Annotated in this window: 19 protein-coding genes and 1 pseudogene; 10 read left to right on the forward strand and 10 right to left on the reverse strand. The window is 70.1% G+C overall.

Features of this window, described 5'->3' with window-relative positions:
- Nucleotides 1-141 precede the first annotated feature (141 nt).
- Nucleotides 142-705 carry a dihydrofolate reductase family protein gene (locus ACWGKJ_RS07065; RefSeq protein ID WP_385032565.1) on the forward strand — a complete coding sequence of 188 codons (564 nt, stop codon included), beginning with the start codon at nucleotides 142-144 and terminating at the stop codon, nucleotides 703-705.
- A gap of 93 nt (nucleotides 706-798) precedes the next feature.
- Here ACWGKJ_RS07065 and ACWGKJ_RS07070 read toward each other — a convergent pair whose 3' ends face one another.
- The 5 genes from ACWGKJ_RS07070 to ACWGKJ_RS07090 all read right to left on the reverse strand — a co-directional run bounded on the left by ACWGKJ_RS07070 (nucleotide 799) and on the right by ACWGKJ_RS07090 (nucleotide 5,484).
- Nucleotides 799-1,737 (reverse strand): ABC transporter permease, encoded by a 939-nt coding sequence (locus ACWGKJ_RS07070; RefSeq protein WP_385032568.1) that lies wholly within the window; start codon nucleotides 1,735-1,737, stop codon nucleotides 799-801.
- Nucleotides 1,734-2,627 (reverse strand): ABC transporter ATP-binding protein, encoded by an 894-nt coding sequence (locus tag ACWGKJ_RS07075; protein ID WP_385032571.1) that lies wholly within the window; start codon nucleotides 2,625-2,627, stop codon nucleotides 1,734-1,736. Before ACWGKJ_RS07075 ends, ACWGKJ_RS07070 begins: the two co-directional genes overlap by 4 nt.
- The gene (locus ACWGKJ_RS07080; protein WP_385032574.1) at nucleotides 2,624-3,157 is read right to left on the reverse strand and encodes a GntR family transcriptional regulator; all 534 of its coding nucleotides are present in this window, start codon (nucleotides 3,155-3,157) and stop codon (nucleotides 2,624-2,626) included. Before ACWGKJ_RS07080 ends, ACWGKJ_RS07075 begins: the two co-directional genes overlap by 4 nt.
- A 246-nt stretch (nucleotides 3,158-3,403) precedes the next feature.
- On the reverse strand, nucleotides 3,404-4,351 hold the full coding sequence (gene mshD / locus ACWGKJ_RS07085; RefSeq protein WP_385032577.1) for a mycothiol synthase: 948 nt from the start codon (nucleotides 4,349-4,351) through the stop codon (nucleotides 3,404-3,406).
- A gap of 80 nt (nucleotides 4,352-4,431) precedes the next feature.
- The gene (locus ACWGKJ_RS07090; protein ID WP_385032580.1) at nucleotides 4,432-5,484 is read right to left on the reverse strand and encodes a PDDEXK nuclease domain-containing protein; all 1,053 of its coding nucleotides are present in this window, start codon (nucleotides 5,482-5,484) and stop codon (nucleotides 4,432-4,434) included.
- Between the two features lie 126 nt (nucleotides 5,485-5,610).
- Here ACWGKJ_RS07090 and ACWGKJ_RS07095 point away from each other — a divergent pair.
- A pseudogene (locus ACWGKJ_RS07095) lies at nucleotides 5,611-5,712 on the forward strand (DNA-binding response regulator); the annotation flags it as partial.
- A 106-nt stretch (nucleotides 5,713-5,818) separates the two neighbouring features.
- Nucleotides 5,819-7,747 (forward strand): bifunctional metallophosphatase/5'-nucleotidase, encoded by a 1,929-nt coding sequence (locus ACWGKJ_RS07100; RefSeq protein WP_385032583.1) that lies wholly within the window; start codon nucleotides 5,819-5,821, stop codon nucleotides 7,745-7,747.
- 158 nt (nucleotides 7,748-7,905) lie between these two features.
- On the opposite strand, the gene ACWGKJ_RS07105 is transcribed toward ACWGKJ_RS07100, so the two are convergent.
- Complete coding sequence (locus tag ACWGKJ_RS07105; protein ID WP_385032586.1) at nucleotides 7,906-8,376, reverse strand: hypothetical protein; 471 nt, start codon at nucleotides 8,374-8,376, stop codon at nucleotides 7,906-7,908.
- A gap of 127 nt (nucleotides 8,377-8,503) precedes the next feature.
- The gene (locus ACWGKJ_RS07110) at nucleotides 8,504-8,974 is read right to left on the reverse strand and encodes an ATP-binding protein (RefSeq protein ID WP_385032589.1); all 471 of its coding nucleotides are present in this window, start codon (nucleotides 8,972-8,974) and stop codon (nucleotides 8,504-8,506) included.
- 248 nt (nucleotides 8,975-9,222) lie between these two features.
- On the opposite strand from ACWGKJ_RS07110, the gene ACWGKJ_RS07115 reads away from it, so the two are divergent.
- From ACWGKJ_RS07115 to ssuE, 5 genes are all read left to right on the forward strand, one after another.
- Nucleotides 9,223-10,074, forward strand: coding sequence for a helix-turn-helix domain-containing protein (locus ACWGKJ_RS07115; RefSeq protein WP_385032592.1), 852 nt, complete (start codon nucleotides 9,223-9,225; stop codon nucleotides 10,072-10,074).
- A 13-nt stretch (nucleotides 10,075-10,087) separates the two neighbouring features.
- A complete protein-coding gene (locus tag ACWGKJ_RS07120; RefSeq protein WP_385032595.1) occupies nucleotides 10,088-10,282 on the forward strand; it encodes a DUF397 domain-containing protein in 195 nt (64 codons plus the stop codon).
- A gap of 313 nt (nucleotides 10,283-10,595) precedes the next feature.
- Nucleotides 10,596-10,973: a hypothetical protein gene (locus ACWGKJ_RS07125; protein ID WP_385021346.1), complete on the forward strand. Its 378-nt coding sequence runs from the start codon at nucleotides 10,596-10,598 to the stop codon at nucleotides 10,971-10,973.
- Between the two features lie 116 nt (nucleotides 10,974-11,089).
- On the forward strand, nucleotides 11,090-11,164 hold the full coding sequence (locus ACWGKJ_RS07130; RefSeq protein ID WP_356828300.1) for a putative leader peptide: 75 nt from the start codon (nucleotides 11,090-11,092) through the stop codon (nucleotides 11,162-11,164).
- A 260-nt stretch (nucleotides 11,165-11,424) separates the two neighbouring features.
- Nucleotides 11,425-11,979, forward strand: coding sequence for an NADPH-dependent FMN reductase (ssuE, locus tag ACWGKJ_RS07135; RefSeq protein ID WP_385021343.1), 555 nt, complete (start codon nucleotides 11,425-11,427; stop codon nucleotides 11,977-11,979).
- Between the two features lie 66 nt (nucleotides 11,980-12,045).
- On the opposite strand, the gene ACWGKJ_RS07140 is transcribed toward ssuE, so the two are convergent.
- The gene (locus ACWGKJ_RS07140; RefSeq protein ID WP_385021367.1) at nucleotides 12,046-12,927 is read right to left on the reverse strand and encodes an SDR family oxidoreductase; all 882 of its coding nucleotides are present in this window, start codon (nucleotides 12,925-12,927) and stop codon (nucleotides 12,046-12,048) included.
- A gap of 99 nt (nucleotides 12,928-13,026) precedes the next feature.
- Here ACWGKJ_RS07140 and ACWGKJ_RS07145 point away from each other — a divergent pair, with 99 nt between their 5' ends.
- A complete protein-coding gene (locus tag ACWGKJ_RS07145) occupies nucleotides 13,027-13,608 on the forward strand; it encodes a TetR/AcrR family transcriptional regulator (protein ID WP_385021340.1) in 582 nt (193 codons plus the stop codon).
- 194 nt (nucleotides 13,609-13,802) lie between these two features.
- On the opposite strand, the gene ACWGKJ_RS07150 is transcribed toward ACWGKJ_RS07145, so the two are convergent.
- Nucleotides 13,803-13,979: a CsbD family protein gene (locus ACWGKJ_RS07150; protein WP_385021337.1), complete on the reverse strand. Its 177-nt coding sequence runs from the start codon at nucleotides 13,977-13,979 to the stop codon at nucleotides 13,803-13,805.
- A 202-nt stretch (nucleotides 13,980-14,181) separates the two neighbouring features.
- Here ACWGKJ_RS07150 and ACWGKJ_RS07155 point away from each other — a divergent pair, with 202 nt between their 5' ends.
- Nucleotides 14,182-15,453 (forward strand): LmeA family phospholipid-binding protein, encoded by a 1,272-nt coding sequence (locus ACWGKJ_RS07155; protein ID WP_385021334.1) that lies wholly within the window; start codon nucleotides 14,182-14,184, stop codon nucleotides 15,451-15,453.
- A gap of 83 nt (nucleotides 15,454-15,536) precedes the next feature.
- On the opposite strand, the gene ACWGKJ_RS07160 is transcribed toward ACWGKJ_RS07155, so the two are convergent.
- Nucleotides 15,537-16,952 carry a sensor histidine kinase gene (locus tag ACWGKJ_RS07160; protein WP_385021364.1) on the reverse strand — a complete coding sequence of 472 codons (1,416 nt, stop codon included), beginning with the start codon at nucleotides 16,950-16,952 and terminating at the stop codon, nucleotides 15,537-15,539.
- Nucleotides 16,953-16,964 lie beyond the last annotated feature (12 nt).

Consider the following 16,964-nt stretch of genomic DNA (forward strand, 5'->3'; position numbering starts at 1 on the left):
AGGGTCGCAAGCGCGTCTGAATGAGGGGTAACGAGGACATGACGTCCGGGCCACCGATGAGTCCTGCCGGCCGGAACGGTCAGTGCTGGAGAGGCGTGCGGCACGCCTACGCGGGACCATCGGCTGTACAGGAGGTTCAGTATGCGCACACTCGCTGTCACCCAGAACGTCACCGTGGACGGCGCGGTCGAGATGCTCACGGACTGGTTCGACCCGCAGGGCCAGGGAGCCCCGGACATGGACGACCTCCTGGCGGAGAGCCACCGGCAGGACAGCCGGGCCGACGCCCTGCTCGTCGGGCGCCGGACCTTCGAGGACTTCCGCGGCTACTGGCCCCGGCAGACCGAGGACCCCACCGGTATCACCGCGTATCTGAACCGGGTGCGGAAGTACGTCGTGTCCGGCACGCTCACCGATCCGGGGTGGGAGAACTCGACGGTGCTGGCGGGCGACCCGGTGGCGGAGGTGGCCGCGCTGAAGGAGCGCGAGGGCGGCCAGGACATCGTGCTCACCGGGAGCATCACCCTGGCACACACGCTGATCGCGGCCGGGCTGGTCGACGAGTACCGCTTCTTCGTCTATCCGGTGGTCCAGGGCCGCGGTCGCCGGCTCTTCCCCGAGGGGTACGGGATCCCGCGGCTGCGGCTCCTGGAGTCGAAGCCCTTCCGCAGCGGGATCACCCTCCAGCGCTACGCCCCGGCCTGAGCGCGCAGGTTCCGGGGCGGGGCGGGGCGGGGCGGGCGCGGGCCGGAGGGGTGTGGTTCCGCGGGGTGCGGGCCGCAGCGGTCCGGCCGGGGTTCAGACGGCCGTCCGCTTCACGATGCGGAACACCACCAGGGTCAGCACGGCGGCCAGGGCCAGCAGGATGCCGGTCTCGACCAGCTGGAGCGGCCAGAAGTGGGAGACAGGGTGGGAGGAGCGGAAGTAGCCCGCCAGGTTGTGGGCCTGCTGGCACTGCTTGTCGTCCACACAGATCGGGTCGGCCACATGGGCGCCGCTGCCCGTGACCGCGCCCTCGGATGTGACCATGCCGTTCATCGCCGGGTAGCCCTCGGCGAGGCTCGTGCGGACGGTCACGACCGGCCAGAGGTGGCCGCGTACGGCGCCGAGCACACCGGACACGACCGCGGTCGCGACCAGGCCGGTCACGATGGCGGGCACCGTACGGCGGACCAGCAGACCGGCCAGCGCACCGAGCGGGACCGCGAGCAGGGCGGTGGCGATGCCGATCGGGCCGAGCGCCTCGTACACGCTGTCGGGGTACCAGTGCCGGGTCGGGTCCTGGTGCGGGGCGGCGCTCCAGACCCAGCGGAAGACGCCGTCGAGCACGGCCGAACCGACGAGGGCCAGCGCGGCCGGTACGGCGAGCTTCGAGGCGAACCAGCGGAGGGGGGAGACGGACTGGGTCCACAGCAGCTGGTTGTTGCCGGACTCCAGCTCGCGGGCGACGAGCGGTCCGGCCGTGAAGGCGGCGATCAGATAGGGGAGCAGCATGATCACCGAAGCCACGTTCTCCACCAGGTGGCCGTCCGACCAGTAGCGGCCGGTCAGACCGCCGCCCCAGACCCGGACCGCGATCAGCATGACCAGGGCCAGGACGATCAGCCCGGCGGCCCACCGGAGGGTGGAGCGGTGCATGCGGACGGCGACCCAGTAGGGACCGCGCAGCCATCCTGTTCCGGCCGTTCCCGCGGTGGCGGCGACGCCGGTCTCGGTGCTCGCGTGCAGGGGGTTCATGCTCGTGCCTCCGTACGGTGTTCAGCGCTCGGTGTCAGCAGCGCGGGTGCGTCGGGTGACCGCAGATGGGCGAGGAGCAGCTCCTCCAGAGACGGTTCCGCGGTCTGCCAGTCGCCCGAGACCGGCCCGTCCCTGCGTACCAGCGCGGTCAGCTGGCGGCCGGTGGTGCGTGATTCGATGACGGTGTGCGGGCCGAGGTCGGCGACCGGCCCGGTCAGCAGGGCGTGGACGGAGAGCAGGTCATCGGTCTCGCCGCCCAGCCGCACCCGGCCGCCGTCGACCAGCAGCAAGTAGTCGCAGGCACCCTCCAGTTCGGCCAGGATGTGGGAGGACATCACGATCGTGGTGCCGTGCTCGGCCGCCTCGGACATCAGGGCGCCCATCAGTTCGTGCCGGGCGAGCGGGTCGAGGTCGGCCATCGGCTCGTCCAGCAGCATCAGTTCGGGCCGCTTGCCGAGGGCGAGCGCGAGGGCCACGCGGGTGCGCTGACCGCCGGAGAGGGTGCGGACGGGCTCGTTCCCTTTCAACCCGGCCCCGGCGACGACGCGCTCCGCTGTCGCCGCGTCCCAGCGGGCCGGGTTCAGCTCGTACCCCGTGCGCAGGGTCTCGGCGACGGTCAACTGCCCGACCAGCGGCTTGTTCTGGCCGACGAAGGCGATCCGCTCGCGGGCGGCGGCGGGGGATGTACCGAGTACCTGGATGGCGCCCTCGGTGGGCCGCAGCAGCCCCGCCGCGTGGGCGAGCAGCGTCGACTTGCCGGCGCCGTTGGGGCCCACCAGCGCGCAGATCCGGCCGGCGGGCAGCCGGAACGAACAGCCCCGCAGCGCCCGGCCGCGCCGCCTCCCGTAGGTCTTGCCGAGCCCGAAGGCTTCGATGGCGGTGTCGGTCATGTCGGTGTGTCCCCCTTGGAGCGGGTGGCGGTGGGGCTGGTGGTGGCGGGGCTGGAGGCGGAGCCGGAGCCGGTGCCGGACTCGGTGGTGCCGGTGCCGGACTCGGTGGTGCCGGAGCCGGTGTCGGAGCCGGAGCCGGGGCCGGTGGGGCCGGTCCGGAAGCAGGCGTCGAGTACGGACGCGCAGAGCGCCGCCGCGTCGTCCTTCTCCAGTCCGGCGGTACGGGCCCGGTCGGCCCACTCGGTCAGCTCGGCCCGCAGCGCCGAATCCGCGGGCGGGGTCCGCCCGAGCGACTTGCGGACGAAGGTGCCCATCCCGCGCCGGGCCTCGACCAGGCCCTCGCGCTCCAGCTCGCGGTAGGCCTTCAGGACCGTGTTGGGGTTGATGGCGGTGGACTCGACGACCGCGCGTGCGGTGGGCAGCTGGTCGCCGGGCTGCAGCAGGCCCAGCCGCATGGCCTGTTTGGTCTGCTGGACGATCTGGAGATACGTCGAGACCCCGCTGCGCCGGTCTATACGGAACTCGATCACGCGCCTTCCCCCCTTTCACTACTTGAGTAGTGAAAGGGTGATGCAAGGGCCTGCCCGGTGTCAACTCCATGAGCGGAAGGGTCCACGACAGGCCCTGAGGAAAGCCCTCCCCGGCGGACCGGGGAGGGCTGTGTGACGTGCGGTGTTCCTGCCGGCGGAAAGGGTCCGGGCGGGAGGTGTCCGAGCCCGAAGGGTCCGGCCGAAAAGGGTCCGAACGGGGAGCGTCCGGGCCTGAAGGGTCCGGGGTCAGGACTCCGAGCGGTACATCAGGTCGACCTCGTGCGTGGTGAAGCCCAGCCGTTCGTACACCGTGACGGCGGCCGTGTTGTCGGCGTCCACGTACAGCATCGCGGTGGGCAGCCCCTCGGCCGCGAGGTGGCGCAGCCCGGTCGCGGTCAGCGCCTTGCCGAGGCCGCCGCCCTGGGCGTCGGGGCGGATGCCGACCACGTACACCTCGCCCAGCTGCTCGTCCGCGTGCACCTTCGTCCAGTGGAAGCCGACGATCTCCTCGCCGGGGACGCCGTCCGTCTCCGTGTCCCGTACGGCCAGGAAGAACCCCTTCGGGTCGAACCAGGACTCCGCCTTCCGGTCGTCAAGGTCGCGCTGGCTCATCGACCCCTGCTCGGGGTGGTGGGCGAAGGCCGCGGCGTTCACGGCGAGCCAGGCCGCGTCGTCCTGGCCGGGTACGAAGGTCCGTACGGTGACGCCCTCGGGATACACCGGCTCCGGGATGTCCAGCGGGACCAACGGGCGCCGCAGCTGGCGCAGTTCACGGAACATGGCGAGGCCGAGCACCTGGGCGAGGTGGCGTGCCGACGCATGCCCCCCGTGCGCCCAGACGCGCAGCCGCCGTCCGGACGCGGCCATCAGCGCGGAGCCGAGCGCACGGCCGTGGCCCTGCCCCCGGTGCGAGGGGTGGACGACCAGCTCGGCGGCGGGCGCCTCGACCGGGTCGACCGCCTCCAGCTGGGCGTATCCGGTGAGCGTGTCACCGATGCCGACCAGGAAGTGCTGGACCCCTGCACGCCGCTCGCCGCGCAGCTGGAGCCGCCCCTGCTCGGAGACGGCCTGCTGCCCGTCGGTCCGCGCGGCCTCGGCGAGCAGCGCGCGTACGGCTTGCTCCTGGTCGGCGGTGAGGGTGTCGAGGATCTGGATCTGCCGGCCGGAGGCGGGGACTGCGGGCACATTCGTCATGCGGACGAGCGTACGGGGGAGAGGTGGCGGGCGGTGGGGCCGCGGGCCGGGAGTCGGCAATCGCATACGCGGGAAGCCGGTTAGCGCGTGCGCAGAACACCGTCCGCGACACGGGAGAGATCCTCTGCGCTCGGCAGCAGCCCTTGTACGTGCTCCGGCAGTCCGGCGTAGGTGCTGACTGCGAGAGGCTTGCTGTACCCGCGCAGCGCGTACTCGACCATGGAGCGGTCCCGGCTCTCGGCGATGAGGATGCCGACGGTGGGGCCGTCGACAGCCTTGTCACGGACCAGGTCGTCGACCACTGACACATAGAACCCGAGTTGTCCGAAATGCTCCGGATGGGCCTTCCGGGTCTTGAGCTCCAGCACGACATAGCAGTGCAGTCTGCAGTGATAGAAGAGGAGATCGATACGGAATTCGCTGTCGCCCACCACGACGGGGTACTGGCGCCCCACGAAGGCGAATCCGACGCCGAGTTCGGTCAGGAACCTGACCAGATTGGCGACGAGCGCGTCCTCCAGATCGCGCTCCGCCGGGCGCCCGGTGAGTTCGGTGAAGTCGAGCCGGTAGGGATCCTTGAAGATCTCCTTCACCGCGTCGGAACTCTCCGGCAGGCTGACGTCGAAGTTGTTGGCGGCCGCACCCTTGGCTCGGTGCAGCGCGGTGTGGATCATCGAGCCGAGGTGGTCCCGCGACCAGCCGTGGTGGACGGCGTGCTGGACGTAGAAGTCCAGCTCAAAGCGGGTCTCGCACTTGTCCATCAGGAGCTGGAGGTGGCCCCAGGGCAATTGGGCAGCAGCTTGCTGCCCAAATTGTTCGGGCCATGTTCGAGCCAGCTGACGCATATATTTGACGTTCCGCGCGCTGAAACCCCGCTGGTTCGGGAACTCGGTGCGCAACTCGGCCGAGATGCGTTCGATGATCTTCGTGCCCCACTTCTCGTCCTGCTGCCGAGCCAGGATCGTCCTGCCGATCTCCCAGTACATGAGGAGCATCTCGGTGTTGACCTTCAACTGGGCGCGGACATGGGCGCCGCGCACGATTGCCTTGAGGTCGTGCACCAGGTCGAAGAAGCCGGGCGGGAGAGCGGGGGCCTGGAGGGGTACAACGCCCCTGACCGTGTCGTCGTTCACGGGGACAGACTTTCGGTCGCTTCTCGTGCTGTGACGTTCCTTCCGAAATCAATCCACCGAACGGGTGACTCGGTGGGCAGGCTGCGCTGGGCGACTGGCGGGGGCGGCTGTCGGTGCGCGGGCGGGCATGCCGCCGGGGTGCTGACCAAGCTCGGCGCCCAGAACCGGACCCACGCGGTGGTGATCGCGTACGAAACCCGGCTGGTCGTGCCCGAGGTCGCGGGCTGACGCCTTCCGAAGCTCCTGACCTCATCCCCCTGTCGCGCTACGCGCGTTGACTCTAGGCTGCCGAGCGTCACCCCTCAGCCTTCACACAGAACTCACAAGGGGACGAATGTCAGCCAAACCTCATAGAGCGCACGGTCGTCGGCGTGCGCGCGCGACCCGTCGGATGCTGGCCGCCGCTGCCGGGCTCGCGACGGTCGGCGCGCTGGTCGCCGCCCTGCCGGCCCAGGCCCAGGACCACGGCAGCCTCGGCCATGGCAGCCACGGCCACGGGGGCCATGGGCAGCACGGGGCGCACCACCACCCCAGGCCCGGCCACCCCAAGCCCGACCCGACCGTCGATGTGCAGATGCTGTCCTTCAACGATCTGCACGGGAATCTGGAGCCGCCGGCCGGCTCCTCGGGCACGGTGGCCGAGGCGCAGCCCGACGGCACCGTGAAGTCGGTCCCCGCGGGAGGTGTGGAGTATCTGGCGAGTTCGCTGCGGGCCGCCCGCAAGGGGCACCCGTACTCGGTCACCGCGGCGGGCGGCGACATGATCGGTGCGAGTCCGATGCTGTCGGGGCTCTTCCATGACGAGCCGACCATCGAGGCGCTCAACGACATCAAGCTCGACGTCACATCCGTCGGCAACCACGAGTTCGACGAGGGCGCGACCGAGCTGGCCCGGATGCAGAACGGCGGCTGCCATCCGGCCGACGGCTGTTTCGAGAAGGGCAAGAAGTTCAAGGGCGCGGACTTCCCCTACCTGGCCGCCAATGTGACCAGTGAGAAGACCGGCAAGCCGATCCTCAAGCCGTACACGGTGTGGAAGAAGAACGGCGTCAAGATCGGCTTCATCGGGGTGACCCTGAAGGGCACGCCCAACGTCGTGACCGCGAACGGCGTCAAGGGCCTCAAGTTCCACGACGAGATCGAGACGGTCAACAAGTACGCCAAGGAGCTGGACCGTCAGGGCGTCAAGTCCATCGTCGCGCTCATCCACGAGGGCGGGATGCCCGCCAGCAGCTCGTACAACTACGACTGTGACTCGCCGGGCGCGGGCGACGGTATCTCGGGCCCCATCGTGGACATCGCCAAGGGCATCTCGCCCATGGTGGACGCGCTGGTCACCGGCCATACCCACCAGTCGTACGTGTGTGACATCCCGGACCCGGCGGGCAACTCGCGCATGGTGACGTCGGCGGCGTCCTTCGGGAGGCTGTACACGGACAGCACCCTGACGTACGACCTCAAGACCCATGACATCGTGCGGACTTCGGCGAAGACGGCCGGCGGGCACGGCAGGCCGGGTGCGGCCGTGCGGCCCGTCAACCATGTCGTCAGCCGCGATCAGCCCAAGGCGCGGGACATCACCTCGCTGATCACCCGCTGGAACGCACTGGCCGCCCCGATCGCCAACAAGCCGCAGGGCTACATCTCGGCCGACATCAACGGACGCGGCGACACGTCCCCGGAGACCCGGCTCGGCGATCTGATCGCCGACGCGCAGCTCGCCGGGCTCGCCCCCGCGGACAAGGGCGGTGCCCAGCTGGCCCTGATGAACCCGGGCGGCATCAGGTCCGACCTGGTGTACAAGGCGAGCGGCGACGAGGGGGACGGGGTGGTGACGTACGGCGAGGCGTTCACCGTGCAGCCGTTCACCAACATGATGAACGTGGTCGATCTGACCGGCGCGCAGCTCCTCACCGCGCTCCAGCAGCAGGTCACCGGGGGCAATGAGGCATCCCCGAAGATCCTCCAGGTGTCGAAGGGGCTGACGTACACCCTCGACCTGACGAAGTCGGGTGCGGACCGGGTGGTCACGGACACGGTCAGGCTGAACGGCAAGGCCATCGACCCGGCCGCGACCTACCGTGTCGCGATGAACGAGTTCCTCGCGGGCGGCGGCGACGGCTTCGCGGCGCTGGGCCAGGGCACGAACAAGCTGGTCGGTGCGTCCGATCTTGATGTGTTCAATGCCTATCTGGCGGCGAACTCCTCGGCGTCCAAGCCGATCCCGACGCCTACGGCCGACCGGATCACGGTCGTCAGGTAACCCTCCTCACAGAGGTGATGGGACTGTGGCTCCTGCTCCGTCCGGCGGGCGGGGGCCACGGCTCCGGCCGGCGGCTGGCGGGGCGGCGGACCCCGAGGGCCCTCGGTAACGCGCCGCCCCTGTTTCAGTTTTCAGTTCCCGGACGGGGAACCGGCCGGTCAGTCACCGGTGTTGGTGGCCCAGACAGGGCGGTGGGCGTTGTTGTAGATCACGACGTTGCCGTCGTCCTGGATGGCCAGGTAGGCGCCCTTGTGCCAGGTGCCGGAGGCCCAGACGGGCTCGTTGGCGCGGTTGTAGACGACGAAGTTGCCGTCCTCCTGGAAGACCGCGCAGTTCCCGTGCGACCAGGTGTTGGGCGCCTGCCAGGCCGGGCGCCCGTCCTTGTAGAGAACGAAGTTGCCGTCCTCCTGCATGCGCAGGCTCGCCCGTCCGTTCCCCGAGGTCCAGGCCTGGTTCCTGCACAGCGTGGCGCGCGGCCGGATGATGTGGTCGCTGGTGGGGCGGGCGGCGCTGACCTTGGCCGTCCCGGCCTGGCCCGTGGTGAGGGCCGGGGCCGCGAAGGCGCTTCCCGCGCCGAGAAGCAGCGTTGCCGATACGGCCGCGAGACACACTGAGGTACGGAACTTCATGGCGTGCTCCTTGGGTGACAGGGGCCACCGCAGCGGTGACCCTCTGTGACCAGTAGGCACACAGTGTGCAGTGTTCTGTCCAGAGGTCCCCCGGGCACTTCCACTCCAACGAGTTATGGGAGTCGGATTATCCGGCCGGTCGGCTGCGCGGACCCGGGTGCCTCGTTGGCTCCGCCCGGCCGAGCGTGAACCAGACGGCCTTGCGGTCGGGGGTGCAGCCGCCGAGAAGCGTCCAGCCCCAGGCGTGCGCCAGTTGGTCGAGCAGCAACAGCCCGCGCCCGCCCTCCAGTTCACCGGCCGGGGCCGACGGGGTGAGCACGGGGAGAAACCAGGGTGCGTTGTCCGCGACCGAGACGGTGACCTGCTTGCGGTTGACGGTCGCGCAGAGCTGGATCCTGGGCGTACGGGTGTGGCGGTGGGCGTTGGTCACCACCTCCGCGACGCAGAGCCGCGCGTCGTCGGCCAGTTCGCGGTGGCGGCCGACTGTGAGCAGCGAGGTGACGAAGTCCCGTGCGATGCGGGGGGCGTTGGCGGTGTTGGGTACGGCCATGCGGTACAGCTCACCGCCCTGTGGGGGGCGTGATGCGACGGGGGTCATGACGGTTCTCCCTACGCGAAGCGATCCGAAACGGGTGCGCCGCTCGTTGTCCGTGGCGATGGCTCTGTCGCGGCGCGCTTCAACGCACGCCGGAATGGCTGCACTTCGGACCTGGCAGTCAGGTGCGCGGCGCTGAGGCCACGCTAGCGCATCGCCTCACGTGTTAGACGACATTCCACTAAGTTATGTGTGTGTTGGACCCGTGTCGGTCAGGGGGCCACACTGAGACCCGACAAGAGGAGAGATCCATGCCATCGAGGAAGGCGCCCACGGCGCGTCAGCGTCGTCTGGGTACCGAGTTGCGCAGGATCCGGGAGCACACGGGCCTGTCGCTCACCGCAGCTGCGGCCATGCTCGGTACGGATCGCACCACCATCAGCAACATCGAGTCCGGCAGGTTCGGTGTGAGCGCTGAACGAGTGCGCACGTGGGCCGGCCACTACGGGTGCCCCGATGAGGCTTATGTCGAGGCCCTTGCCCACATGGCGACCGAACGCATAAACGGTTGGTGGGAGGACTATCGAGGTCACCTCACCAGTGGGGCGCTCGACCTGGCTGAGCTTGAGCACCATGCCGTGGGCTTCCGGTCGGTGCAGATCATGTATATGCCCGGCCTGCTCCAGACCGAGGACTACGCGCGCGCCGTCTTTGCGGAGAGTGTCCCGCAGCCGAGCCCCGCTCGTCTGCGTCGGCAGCTGTCCCATCGGCTGAAGCGACGCGATGTTCTGGACCGGCCTGAGTTGGTCGACTGCACCTTCCTCGTACATGAAGCTGCACTGAGAATGACGTTCGGCGGGCCCTCTGTTGCCCGTAGCCAGCTCGAAAATTTGCTGAAACAGTCGGACCGCGACAATGTAACGATTCGGGCGATCCCGTTCGCGGCAGGTGGGTTCCCGCATGCCAGTAGTTCGGCGCACTACGTGCGTGGCGTCGTGCCGCAACTCGACACGGTGCAGATTGATACAACGACCGGATCAGGGTTTCTGGATTCCGAGACCGACTTGGAGAACTGGCGAGTTGCTCTGGAGCGGACCGAGGAGAAAGCGCTTGATCCGGAAAGTTCGCGGGACTTCATTCGCAAAATAGCTCAACAAGTATGAAGGCGTGAGAATGATGGAAATTCAGTGGCGAAAGTCCTCGAAGTCTTCCAATGCCGAAGGCTCCGATTGCCTGGAGCTTGCCGAGTGCGGGGGCGAGATCCTGATGCGCGAGAGCGATAACCCGGATGTGATCATCCGGACCAGCCGGGCCAAGCTCCGCGCCTTCCTCGGGGGTGCGAAGGAAGGCGAGTTCGACGACCTGGCCTGACACGCCAGGGTCCAGTCGCGGGCGGCCTCCACCGGCGCAGGTGGAGGCCGCCCGTTTTGCTGCGTGCTACCTGTTGAGACGGCTTGCCTCACTCGTTAGACGTACAACACTTGATGCGGGGATGCTTTAAGCGCTAGCTTCGTTCTGCGTCGCCAACAGCCTTGTTGCTAGGGCATGTTCATGCCCTGGGGGCGCAACACCCCCTCAGTCTGCGCCGATTGGGGGGAAACAAAGGGGCCACCCCGCTACCTACAGCTCGTCACGCCGGTCGTGGGCAGGGGGTGGCCCCGACGTCGCGTCAGGAGGCTCCACCATGCGCGTCCCGTATCCCGTCCGGGCCTTCTGGTGTGAGCGGATCACCTACCGCACGATGGACGCCGACGACGTGGCGGACGTAGCGCGGTACGCCACGAACGCACCGGCTGAGGCGATCCGCCGCATCCGGGCCGACGTACGTGCGCTGGCGCACTCGCTGCCGCCCATCGAGCGGCACCGCGCGCTGAGTTGGGTCGACGGCGGCGGCTGTGTGGGGGCGATGGGGGCTCTGCACCGGGGCGAGCCGTGCGGGTTCTCGTTGAGTCACCGGGGGCGGTGGATCGAGTGGTCCGTGCACCCGTATCTCGAATTCTGCCCCGGTGGGGAAGGGCTGATCGCGGTTCTCGGGGGTGCCTGTCCCGGGGCGCCGTCCTGACGGCTTCGGGCGGGCCGGGCGTCCAGTGGGTGGTCGCCCACTCGACCGGGGTGCCGGGGCCGCCGTACTGTGGGCCCCGGAACGCACACCGGGAGAACGCGAGAGGAGCGAACGGTATGAGCTGCCTGACCAAGCGCCGCCACATCGACCTCGCCCGCGTCTCCAGTGCCTTCTGTCGCCGCGAAGCCTGAGGAGACCTTCCCCTTCGCTCGCTGCCCGGTGCCTTGTGGCCGGGCCAGGGCTCCGTAACCGTCGGTGCCCCTCGCGGGTCCGCCGTGCTGCGTGAGCCGTCCCCCGCCCGGAGTCCTCGGTCGGCGCAGTCATCCGCCGCCGGAGCCTCGGCTGTCTCCTTCCGCCTGCCCGCACACTCCGTTCCGTGCGCCCGCCGCGACGGTGATCCGACCTGATCAGCGGCCGCTCCGCCATCCGTCGTACCCGGAAATGAGGGCCCATGGCCACCGTCCTGTCCGTCTCGGGAAGTCCGTCCGCCACCTCCCGCACCGCCCGCCTGCTGCGCCACCTCGACGCCCGGCTCACCGCCCAGGGCCACACCGTCGTCCCGCTCGACGTGCGCACCCTGCCCGCCGGGGCCCTGCTCGGGGCCGATTTCGCGCACCCGGACATCGTCCGGGCCACCGAGCTGTTCGCGTCGGCGGACGGGGTGGTCATCGGTACGCCCGTCTACAAGGCCGCCTACTCCGGCCTGTTGAAGTCGCTGCTCGATCTGCTGCCCCAGTACGCGCTGGCCGGGAAGACCGTCCTGCCGCTGGCCACCGGGGGCTCCACCGCGCATGTGCTCGCCATCGACTACGCGCTGCGTCCGGTGCTCTCGTCGATGGGGGCCGCGCACATAGTGCAGGGCTGGTTCGTGCTGGACCGGCACATCAGCGTCGCACCCGACGACACCGTGACCGTCGATCCCGCCACCGCCCGCTCGCTGGACCAGATCGTCGACCAGTTCTCCACCGCGCTGGACCACCGGCCGAGCCTGGCCGTGGCCGGCTGACCCCGGCCGCCCGGCAGGGCCGTACGGTCCGCTTCGGCATCCGGCCGCGCGCGCCGGGGTGGTGCGTCAGGGCTGAATGTTCTCCAGGTCCTCGATGAGCCCGGGGTGGACCGGCTGCCATCCGAGGGCGTCGCGGGTGTGGGCGCTGGTCGCCGGCTGGTCCATCGCGAAGACCGGGCCGAACGGTCCGAAGGTCTCCTCCGGGACCTGCTCGACGGGCAGGCCCAGCCGTCGGCCGATGACCGTGGCGATGTCCCGCACCGCGTCGCCCTCGTCGGCGACGGCGTGCCAGGACGTACCGGCCGGTGCCGATTCGAGGACCAGCCGGAAGAGGGCCGCCGCGTCGCGCGCGTGCACGGCCGGCCAGCGCTGGGCGCCGTCGCCCGGGTAGCCGGACACCCCGGTGCGGCGCGCCGTATCGGCCAGCAGCCCGGCGAATCCGCCCTGTCCCTCGTTGTGGACCGTGCGCGGCATACGGACGGCCGCGCTGCGCAGACCCTGCGACGCGAGGGCCAGCAGGGCCGTGACCGAGCGGCTCCGACCGGCCAACGCTCCTTCGGACGGCAGCGGATCGGCCTCGGTGGCGACACGCCCCGGCACCCAGGGGGTACCCGAGACGGCGACGATCGGGCGGTCGCTGCCGATGAGTTCCTGCCCCAGCGCGGTGAGCGCGGCGCTCTCCTCGGCGATGCCCCGCGCGAGCGCGTCCGCGCTGCCGTAGTCGCGCCCGAACGCCAGGCTGATCACGCCGTCGGACTGCGCGGCGCCGGAGCGCAGGATGCCGGGGTCCGCAAGATCTCCGCGCAGCACCTTGGCGCCTGCGCCCTCCAGGGTCTGCGCCGAGCGGTCCGAGCGGGCCAGCGCGAGAACGGTGTGGCCGTTGCCGAGCAGTTCGGTGATGACGGCGGACCCGATGGTTCCGGTACCGCCGGTGACGAAGACATGCATGGGTGCTCCCATGAGGCGAGGGGGTGTGATGGGACCGTTGTCCCATCACTGACCATACACGGGTGATAGGACAGCTGTCCCATCACCTATCCTGTTGTCATGGCCAGATGGCAACCAGGGGCAGCAGAGCGACTCGTCGTCGCGGCCGTCGACCTCTTCACCGAGCAGGGGTACGACGCCACGACGGTGACGCAGATCGCCGAGCGCGCAGGCGTCACCAAGAGCACCTTCTTCCGGTACTTCTCCGACAAGCGCGAACTGCTGGTCGCCGGACAGGAGACGCTCAGCAGGCTGCTCGCCGACGGCATCACCGAGGCGCCTGCGGATGCACGGCCGCTTCAGGCGGTGGCGGCCGGTCTTGAGCGCGCGTCGAGCGCCATGGGGCCTGCCAACCGTGAACTCGGCCCCCGCCTCAAGGCCGCGGTGGCGGCCAGTACCGAACTCCAGGAGCGCGACACCCTGAAGAGCGTCGGTCTCGCGGCTGCCATGACGGCCGCGCTCGTCGCCCGTGGTGTCCCCGAGCCGACCGCGCTGCTCGCGGGTGAGCTGGGAATCCTCGCCTTCAAGCTGGGCTACGCCCGCTGGTGCGAAAGTGATCGTGAGGACGGTGCGGAAGGGCTCGCGCCCTATGCGCTGGCCGCCCTGGAGGACCTGCGCGCGGCGAGCGCCTCACTGGGCTGACCGGGGCTGACTGGCTGGGCCTCGCCGGTTCCGTCCGGTGCCGTCCGGCCCGGGGTACGCCGACGGGATGCGCCTCAGCCGCAGTGCGCCTCGGCTCTAGTGCGCCTCAGCCGCACCCGGGCATGACTCCGCCCGGTGGCCGGCCTGGAGCCGGACCACCGGGCGGAGCCTTGTCCACGTGGAGTGGACCTGTGTCACTTGGACTTGAACACGTCCTTGATGGCTTCCTTGGCCTTGCGCGCATCGCCCGTGGTCTCTTCCGCGCGGCCCTCGGCCTGGAGCGACTCGTTGCCCACGGCGTCACCGGCGGTCTTCTTGATCTTGCCCTTGACCTGCTCGCCCTTGGCCTGTGCCTTTTCGTCCGCAGCCACGATCGCTCACGTCCTGCCTTCTCGGAAACAGTGTCATTCAAGCGCTTTGCCGCACTTCGCCCCTTCAAACCGCTGGGCCTGTGACGGGTCTGACAGCCGGCCCCGGCCGACAAAGGGCACAAACCAGGGGGCTACCCCGGGTACGACTTGCGTCCGGGGGGCGCACGCGTGGTGGGATGAGGTGATGCGACCCCCCACACGCATGCCCTCGCATCCACCCAATCCCTACCATCAGCTGGCAGAACTCAGTGACCCGGAACCGGGCTTCGAGCCGTACGGTCACGACGGGCGCGGTCACGACGGGCGCGGCTACGACGAGCGCGACCCCCTCGGGCTGGGGCTGAAGTCCGACGACCAGGCCGACGGGGCCGCAGGGGCCGACGCCTCCCGCCCGGAAGGCGCCGACGACGACAGCTGGTCGCCGCCCAACCACCGGGCCAGGGGCCGCTTCGCCGCCGTCTCCACCGTGGTGAAGGTCGCCGTCGCCGCCCTGGCCTGCACGGGCTTCCTCTTCCTCGCCGACCGCTTCGCCGAGCTGTACGCGCAGAACAAGGCCGCCGAGAAGCTCCAGCAGTCACTGCACCTGGTGACCAGGCCGGAGGTCGACATCCACGGCTTCCCCTTCCTCACCCAGGTGCTCGACAAGCACCTCGGCCGGGTCGACGTGTCCGTGCCCGACGTACCGGCCGACCGGGTCTCGCTCGCGGAGGTGCACGCCACCGCCAAGGACATCCGGATCAACGGAGACCTCCCCAGCTCCATCAAGGGCGCCGTGGTCGGCTCGATGGACGGCGACGTCTTCCTCTCCTTCGAGGACATGAACCGTGAACTCGGCGCATCGCAGGTCAAGTTCACCGACCAGGGCCATGACTCGATCGACGTGCGCGGTGGCCTGCCCGTGGCGGGTACGCAGGTACGGCTCGCGGCCAAGGCGCACGTCCGGCGGGACGGCGGCCGGGCGGTGTCCACGACGGTCGACCACATGCGGGTCGACGTCCCCGGGATCGCCACGTACACACCCGGCCGGGACCGCGCGCACTCCGGGCTGCGGCTCGCCCCCGAGGCGGCCGCCCGGATCGCCCGCGAGAAGAACCACATCAGGGCGCTGCTCTCGGTGCCGTCCGTGGTCGACCGGATCGGCGTACCGCAGAAGCGGGTGCGGCAGGCGCTGCACAGCGACGACGAGCTGCACCGGATGACCGGCACCCCCCGCTTCGCCCACCAGCTGATACGGGTCAACCTGGTCGACGAGGTCGCCGCCCACCCCTGGCTGCTGCAGAAGGCCGGGATCGACCCCAAGCTGATCGCCGCGGTGATGAGCCTGCGCCCGCCGGAGCTCTCCAGCCAGTTCTCGCTCTCCTTCAAGCTGCCCAAGGCCCCCGGCGACATCCGGCTGCGCCATGTGGTGGTGGAGAAGAAGGGGATCAAGGCGGATCTGGCCGGCTCCGGCCTGCGGCTGGGCAAGCAGGGCTGACCAGGGCGCAGGCAGGGCGGACAGGGCTGAGCAGGGCAAGCAGGACGGGCAGGGGGCGGGCTCCGGTGGGGCGGGGCCGCCCGTCACTCCCCCGGCGAAGGCGCGGGTGCCGGCGGTGAGTCCGGGGGCGGGGTCGCGGTCCCCGGGATCCGGATGACCGCCTCCGTGCCGCCGCCCGGCGCGGGGTTGAGCGCGATGTCGCCGCCGGACTGCTGGACCGTACGGGCCACGATGGAGAGCCCGAGGCCCGAACCGGGAAGCGAACGGGCCGACGGTGAGCGCCAGAACCGCTCGAAGACGTACGGGAGGTCCTCGGCGGGGATGCCGGATCCGTGGTCCCGTACCGTCAGGAGGCCCTCGCCCAGGGCGATTTCGATGGACCCGCCGGGCGGGCTGAACTTCACCGCGTTGTCCAGGACATTGATCACGGCCCGCTCAAGGGCGGCCGGTTCGGCCTGGACGTACCAGGGCCTCAGCTCCGCCGTGAAGGTCAGCTCCGGGCCGCGCAGCCGCGCCCGGTCCAGCGCCGACTGGGCGATGTCGTGCAGCGCGACGACGTTCAGGGTCTCCGGCGCGCGGATGGCGTCGGAGCGGGACAGCTCCTGCAAGTCGCCGATGAGCGCGGCCAGTTCGGTCATCTGTGCCTTGACCGAAGCCATCAGGGCCCTGCGGTCGTCGGGCGGGATGGGCCGGCCGGTCTCCTCGCTGCGGGCGAGCAGCTCGATATTGGTACGGAGCGAGGTGAGCGGGGTCCGCAGCTCGTGCCCGGCGTCCGCGATGAGCTGCGCCTGACGGTCGCGTGAGTCGCCGAGCGCGGCGGTCATCGAGTTGAACGACCGGGAGAGCCGGGCGATCTCGTCCTCGCCCTCGACCGGGATACGGACGGTGAGGTCCTCCGTACGGGCCACGTGCTCGACCGCCTCGGTCAGCTCGTCCACCGGCTTCAGCCCGGCCCGCGCGATCCACAGCCCCGCGGCGCCCGCGCCGATGACGCCGACCCCGGAGACACCGAGGAGGAGCAGGGCCAGTTCGTTGAGGGTGCTGCGGGTGTCCGCCAGGGGGTAGGCGACCATCTGGACGATGTCCGGGTAGGCCACCCCGGGCCGGTTGAACACGTGCGCCGTGAGGACCCGGACGGGGTGCCCGTCCGAGTCGGTGCCGTTGCGGTACTTGGCCAGCTCGGCATTGCCCGACTTGGCCAGGGAACGGTCGCCGCCGGTGACCCTGATGGTGCCCGCGCCACTGCGCACACAGGTGGTGCCGTCCGACTGGACGAGCTGCGCGTAGTACGGGGACGTCTGCTGGCCGAAGTTGCCGGGCGGCGCCGGGGCGCGGCAGTCGTTGAGGTTGTCGCGCAGCGTGGGCACCGACACGGGCTGGCTGTAGATCTGCCCGGCGAGCTTCGAGTCGATCTCGTCGTACAGCTTCCCCTGCACCAGGAACCAGCAGATCACCGAGACCACGGCCACCGCGAACGCCACCGCGGCGGCCGTCAGCATCGCCAGCCGGGA

The sequence above is a fragment of the Streptomyces sp. NPDC054757 genome, assembly GCF_053612185.1.

What these genes read in the sequence shown, in the direction of transcription:
- ACWGKJ_RS07070 (WP_385032568.1), bottom strand. Translation starts at nt 1,737, where the DNA reads ATGAACCCCCTGCACGCGAGCACCGAGACCGGCGTCGCCGCCACCGCG.
- ACWGKJ_RS07100 (WP_385032583.1), top strand. Translation starts at nt 5,819, where the DNA reads ATGTCAGCCAAACCTCATAGAGCGCACGGTCGTCGGCGTGCGCGCGCG.
- ACWGKJ_RS07075 (WP_385032571.1), bottom strand. Translation starts at nt 2,627, where the DNA reads ATGACCGACACCGCCATCGAAGCCTTCGGGCTCGGCAAGACCTACGGG.
- ACWGKJ_RS07065 (WP_385032565.1), top strand. Translation starts at nt 142, where the DNA reads ATGCGCACACTCGCTGTCACCCAGAACGTCACCGTGGACGGCGCGGTC.
- mshD (WP_385032577.1), bottom strand. Translation starts at nt 4,351, where the DNA reads ATGACGAATGTGCCCGCAGTCCCCGCCTCCGGCCGGCAGATCCAGATC.
- ACWGKJ_RS07155 (WP_385021334.1), top strand. Translation starts at nt 14,182, where the DNA reads ATGCCCTCGCATCCACCCAATCCCTACCATCAGCTGGCAGAACTCAGT.
- ACWGKJ_RS07160 (WP_385021364.1), bottom strand. Translation starts at nt 16,952, where the DNA reads ATGCTGACGGCCGCCGCGGTGGCGTTCGCGGTGGCCGTGGTCTCGGTG.
- ACWGKJ_RS07140 (WP_385021367.1), bottom strand. Translation starts at nt 12,927, where the DNA reads ATGCATGTCTTCGTCACCGGCGGTACCGGAACCATCGGGTCCGCCGTC.
- ACWGKJ_RS07110 (WP_385032589.1), bottom strand. Translation starts at nt 8,974, where the DNA reads ATGACCCCCGTCGCATCACGCCCCCCACAGGGCGGTGAGCTGTACCGC.
- ACWGKJ_RS07115 (WP_385032592.1), top strand. Translation starts at nt 9,223, where the DNA reads ATGCCATCGAGGAAGGCGCCCACGGCGCGTCAGCGTCGTCTGGGTACC.
- ACWGKJ_RS07105 (WP_385032586.1), bottom strand. Translation starts at nt 8,376, where the DNA reads ATGAAGTTCCGTACCTCAGTGTGTCTCGCGGCCGTATCGGCAACGCTG.
- ACWGKJ_RS07125 (WP_385021346.1), top strand. Translation starts at nt 10,596, where the DNA reads ATGCGCGTCCCGTATCCCGTCCGGGCCTTCTGGTGTGAGCGGATCACC.
- ssuE (WP_385021343.1), top strand. Translation starts at nt 11,425, where the DNA reads ATGGCCACCGTCCTGTCCGTCTCGGGAAGTCCGTCCGCCACCTCCCGC.
- ACWGKJ_RS07120 (WP_385032595.1), top strand. Translation starts at nt 10,088, where the DNA reads ATGGAAATTCAGTGGCGAAAGTCCTCGAAGTCTTCCAATGCCGAAGGC.
- ACWGKJ_RS07145 (WP_385021340.1), top strand. Translation starts at nt 13,027, where the DNA reads ATGGCCAGATGGCAACCAGGGGCAGCAGAGCGACTCGTCGTCGCGGCC.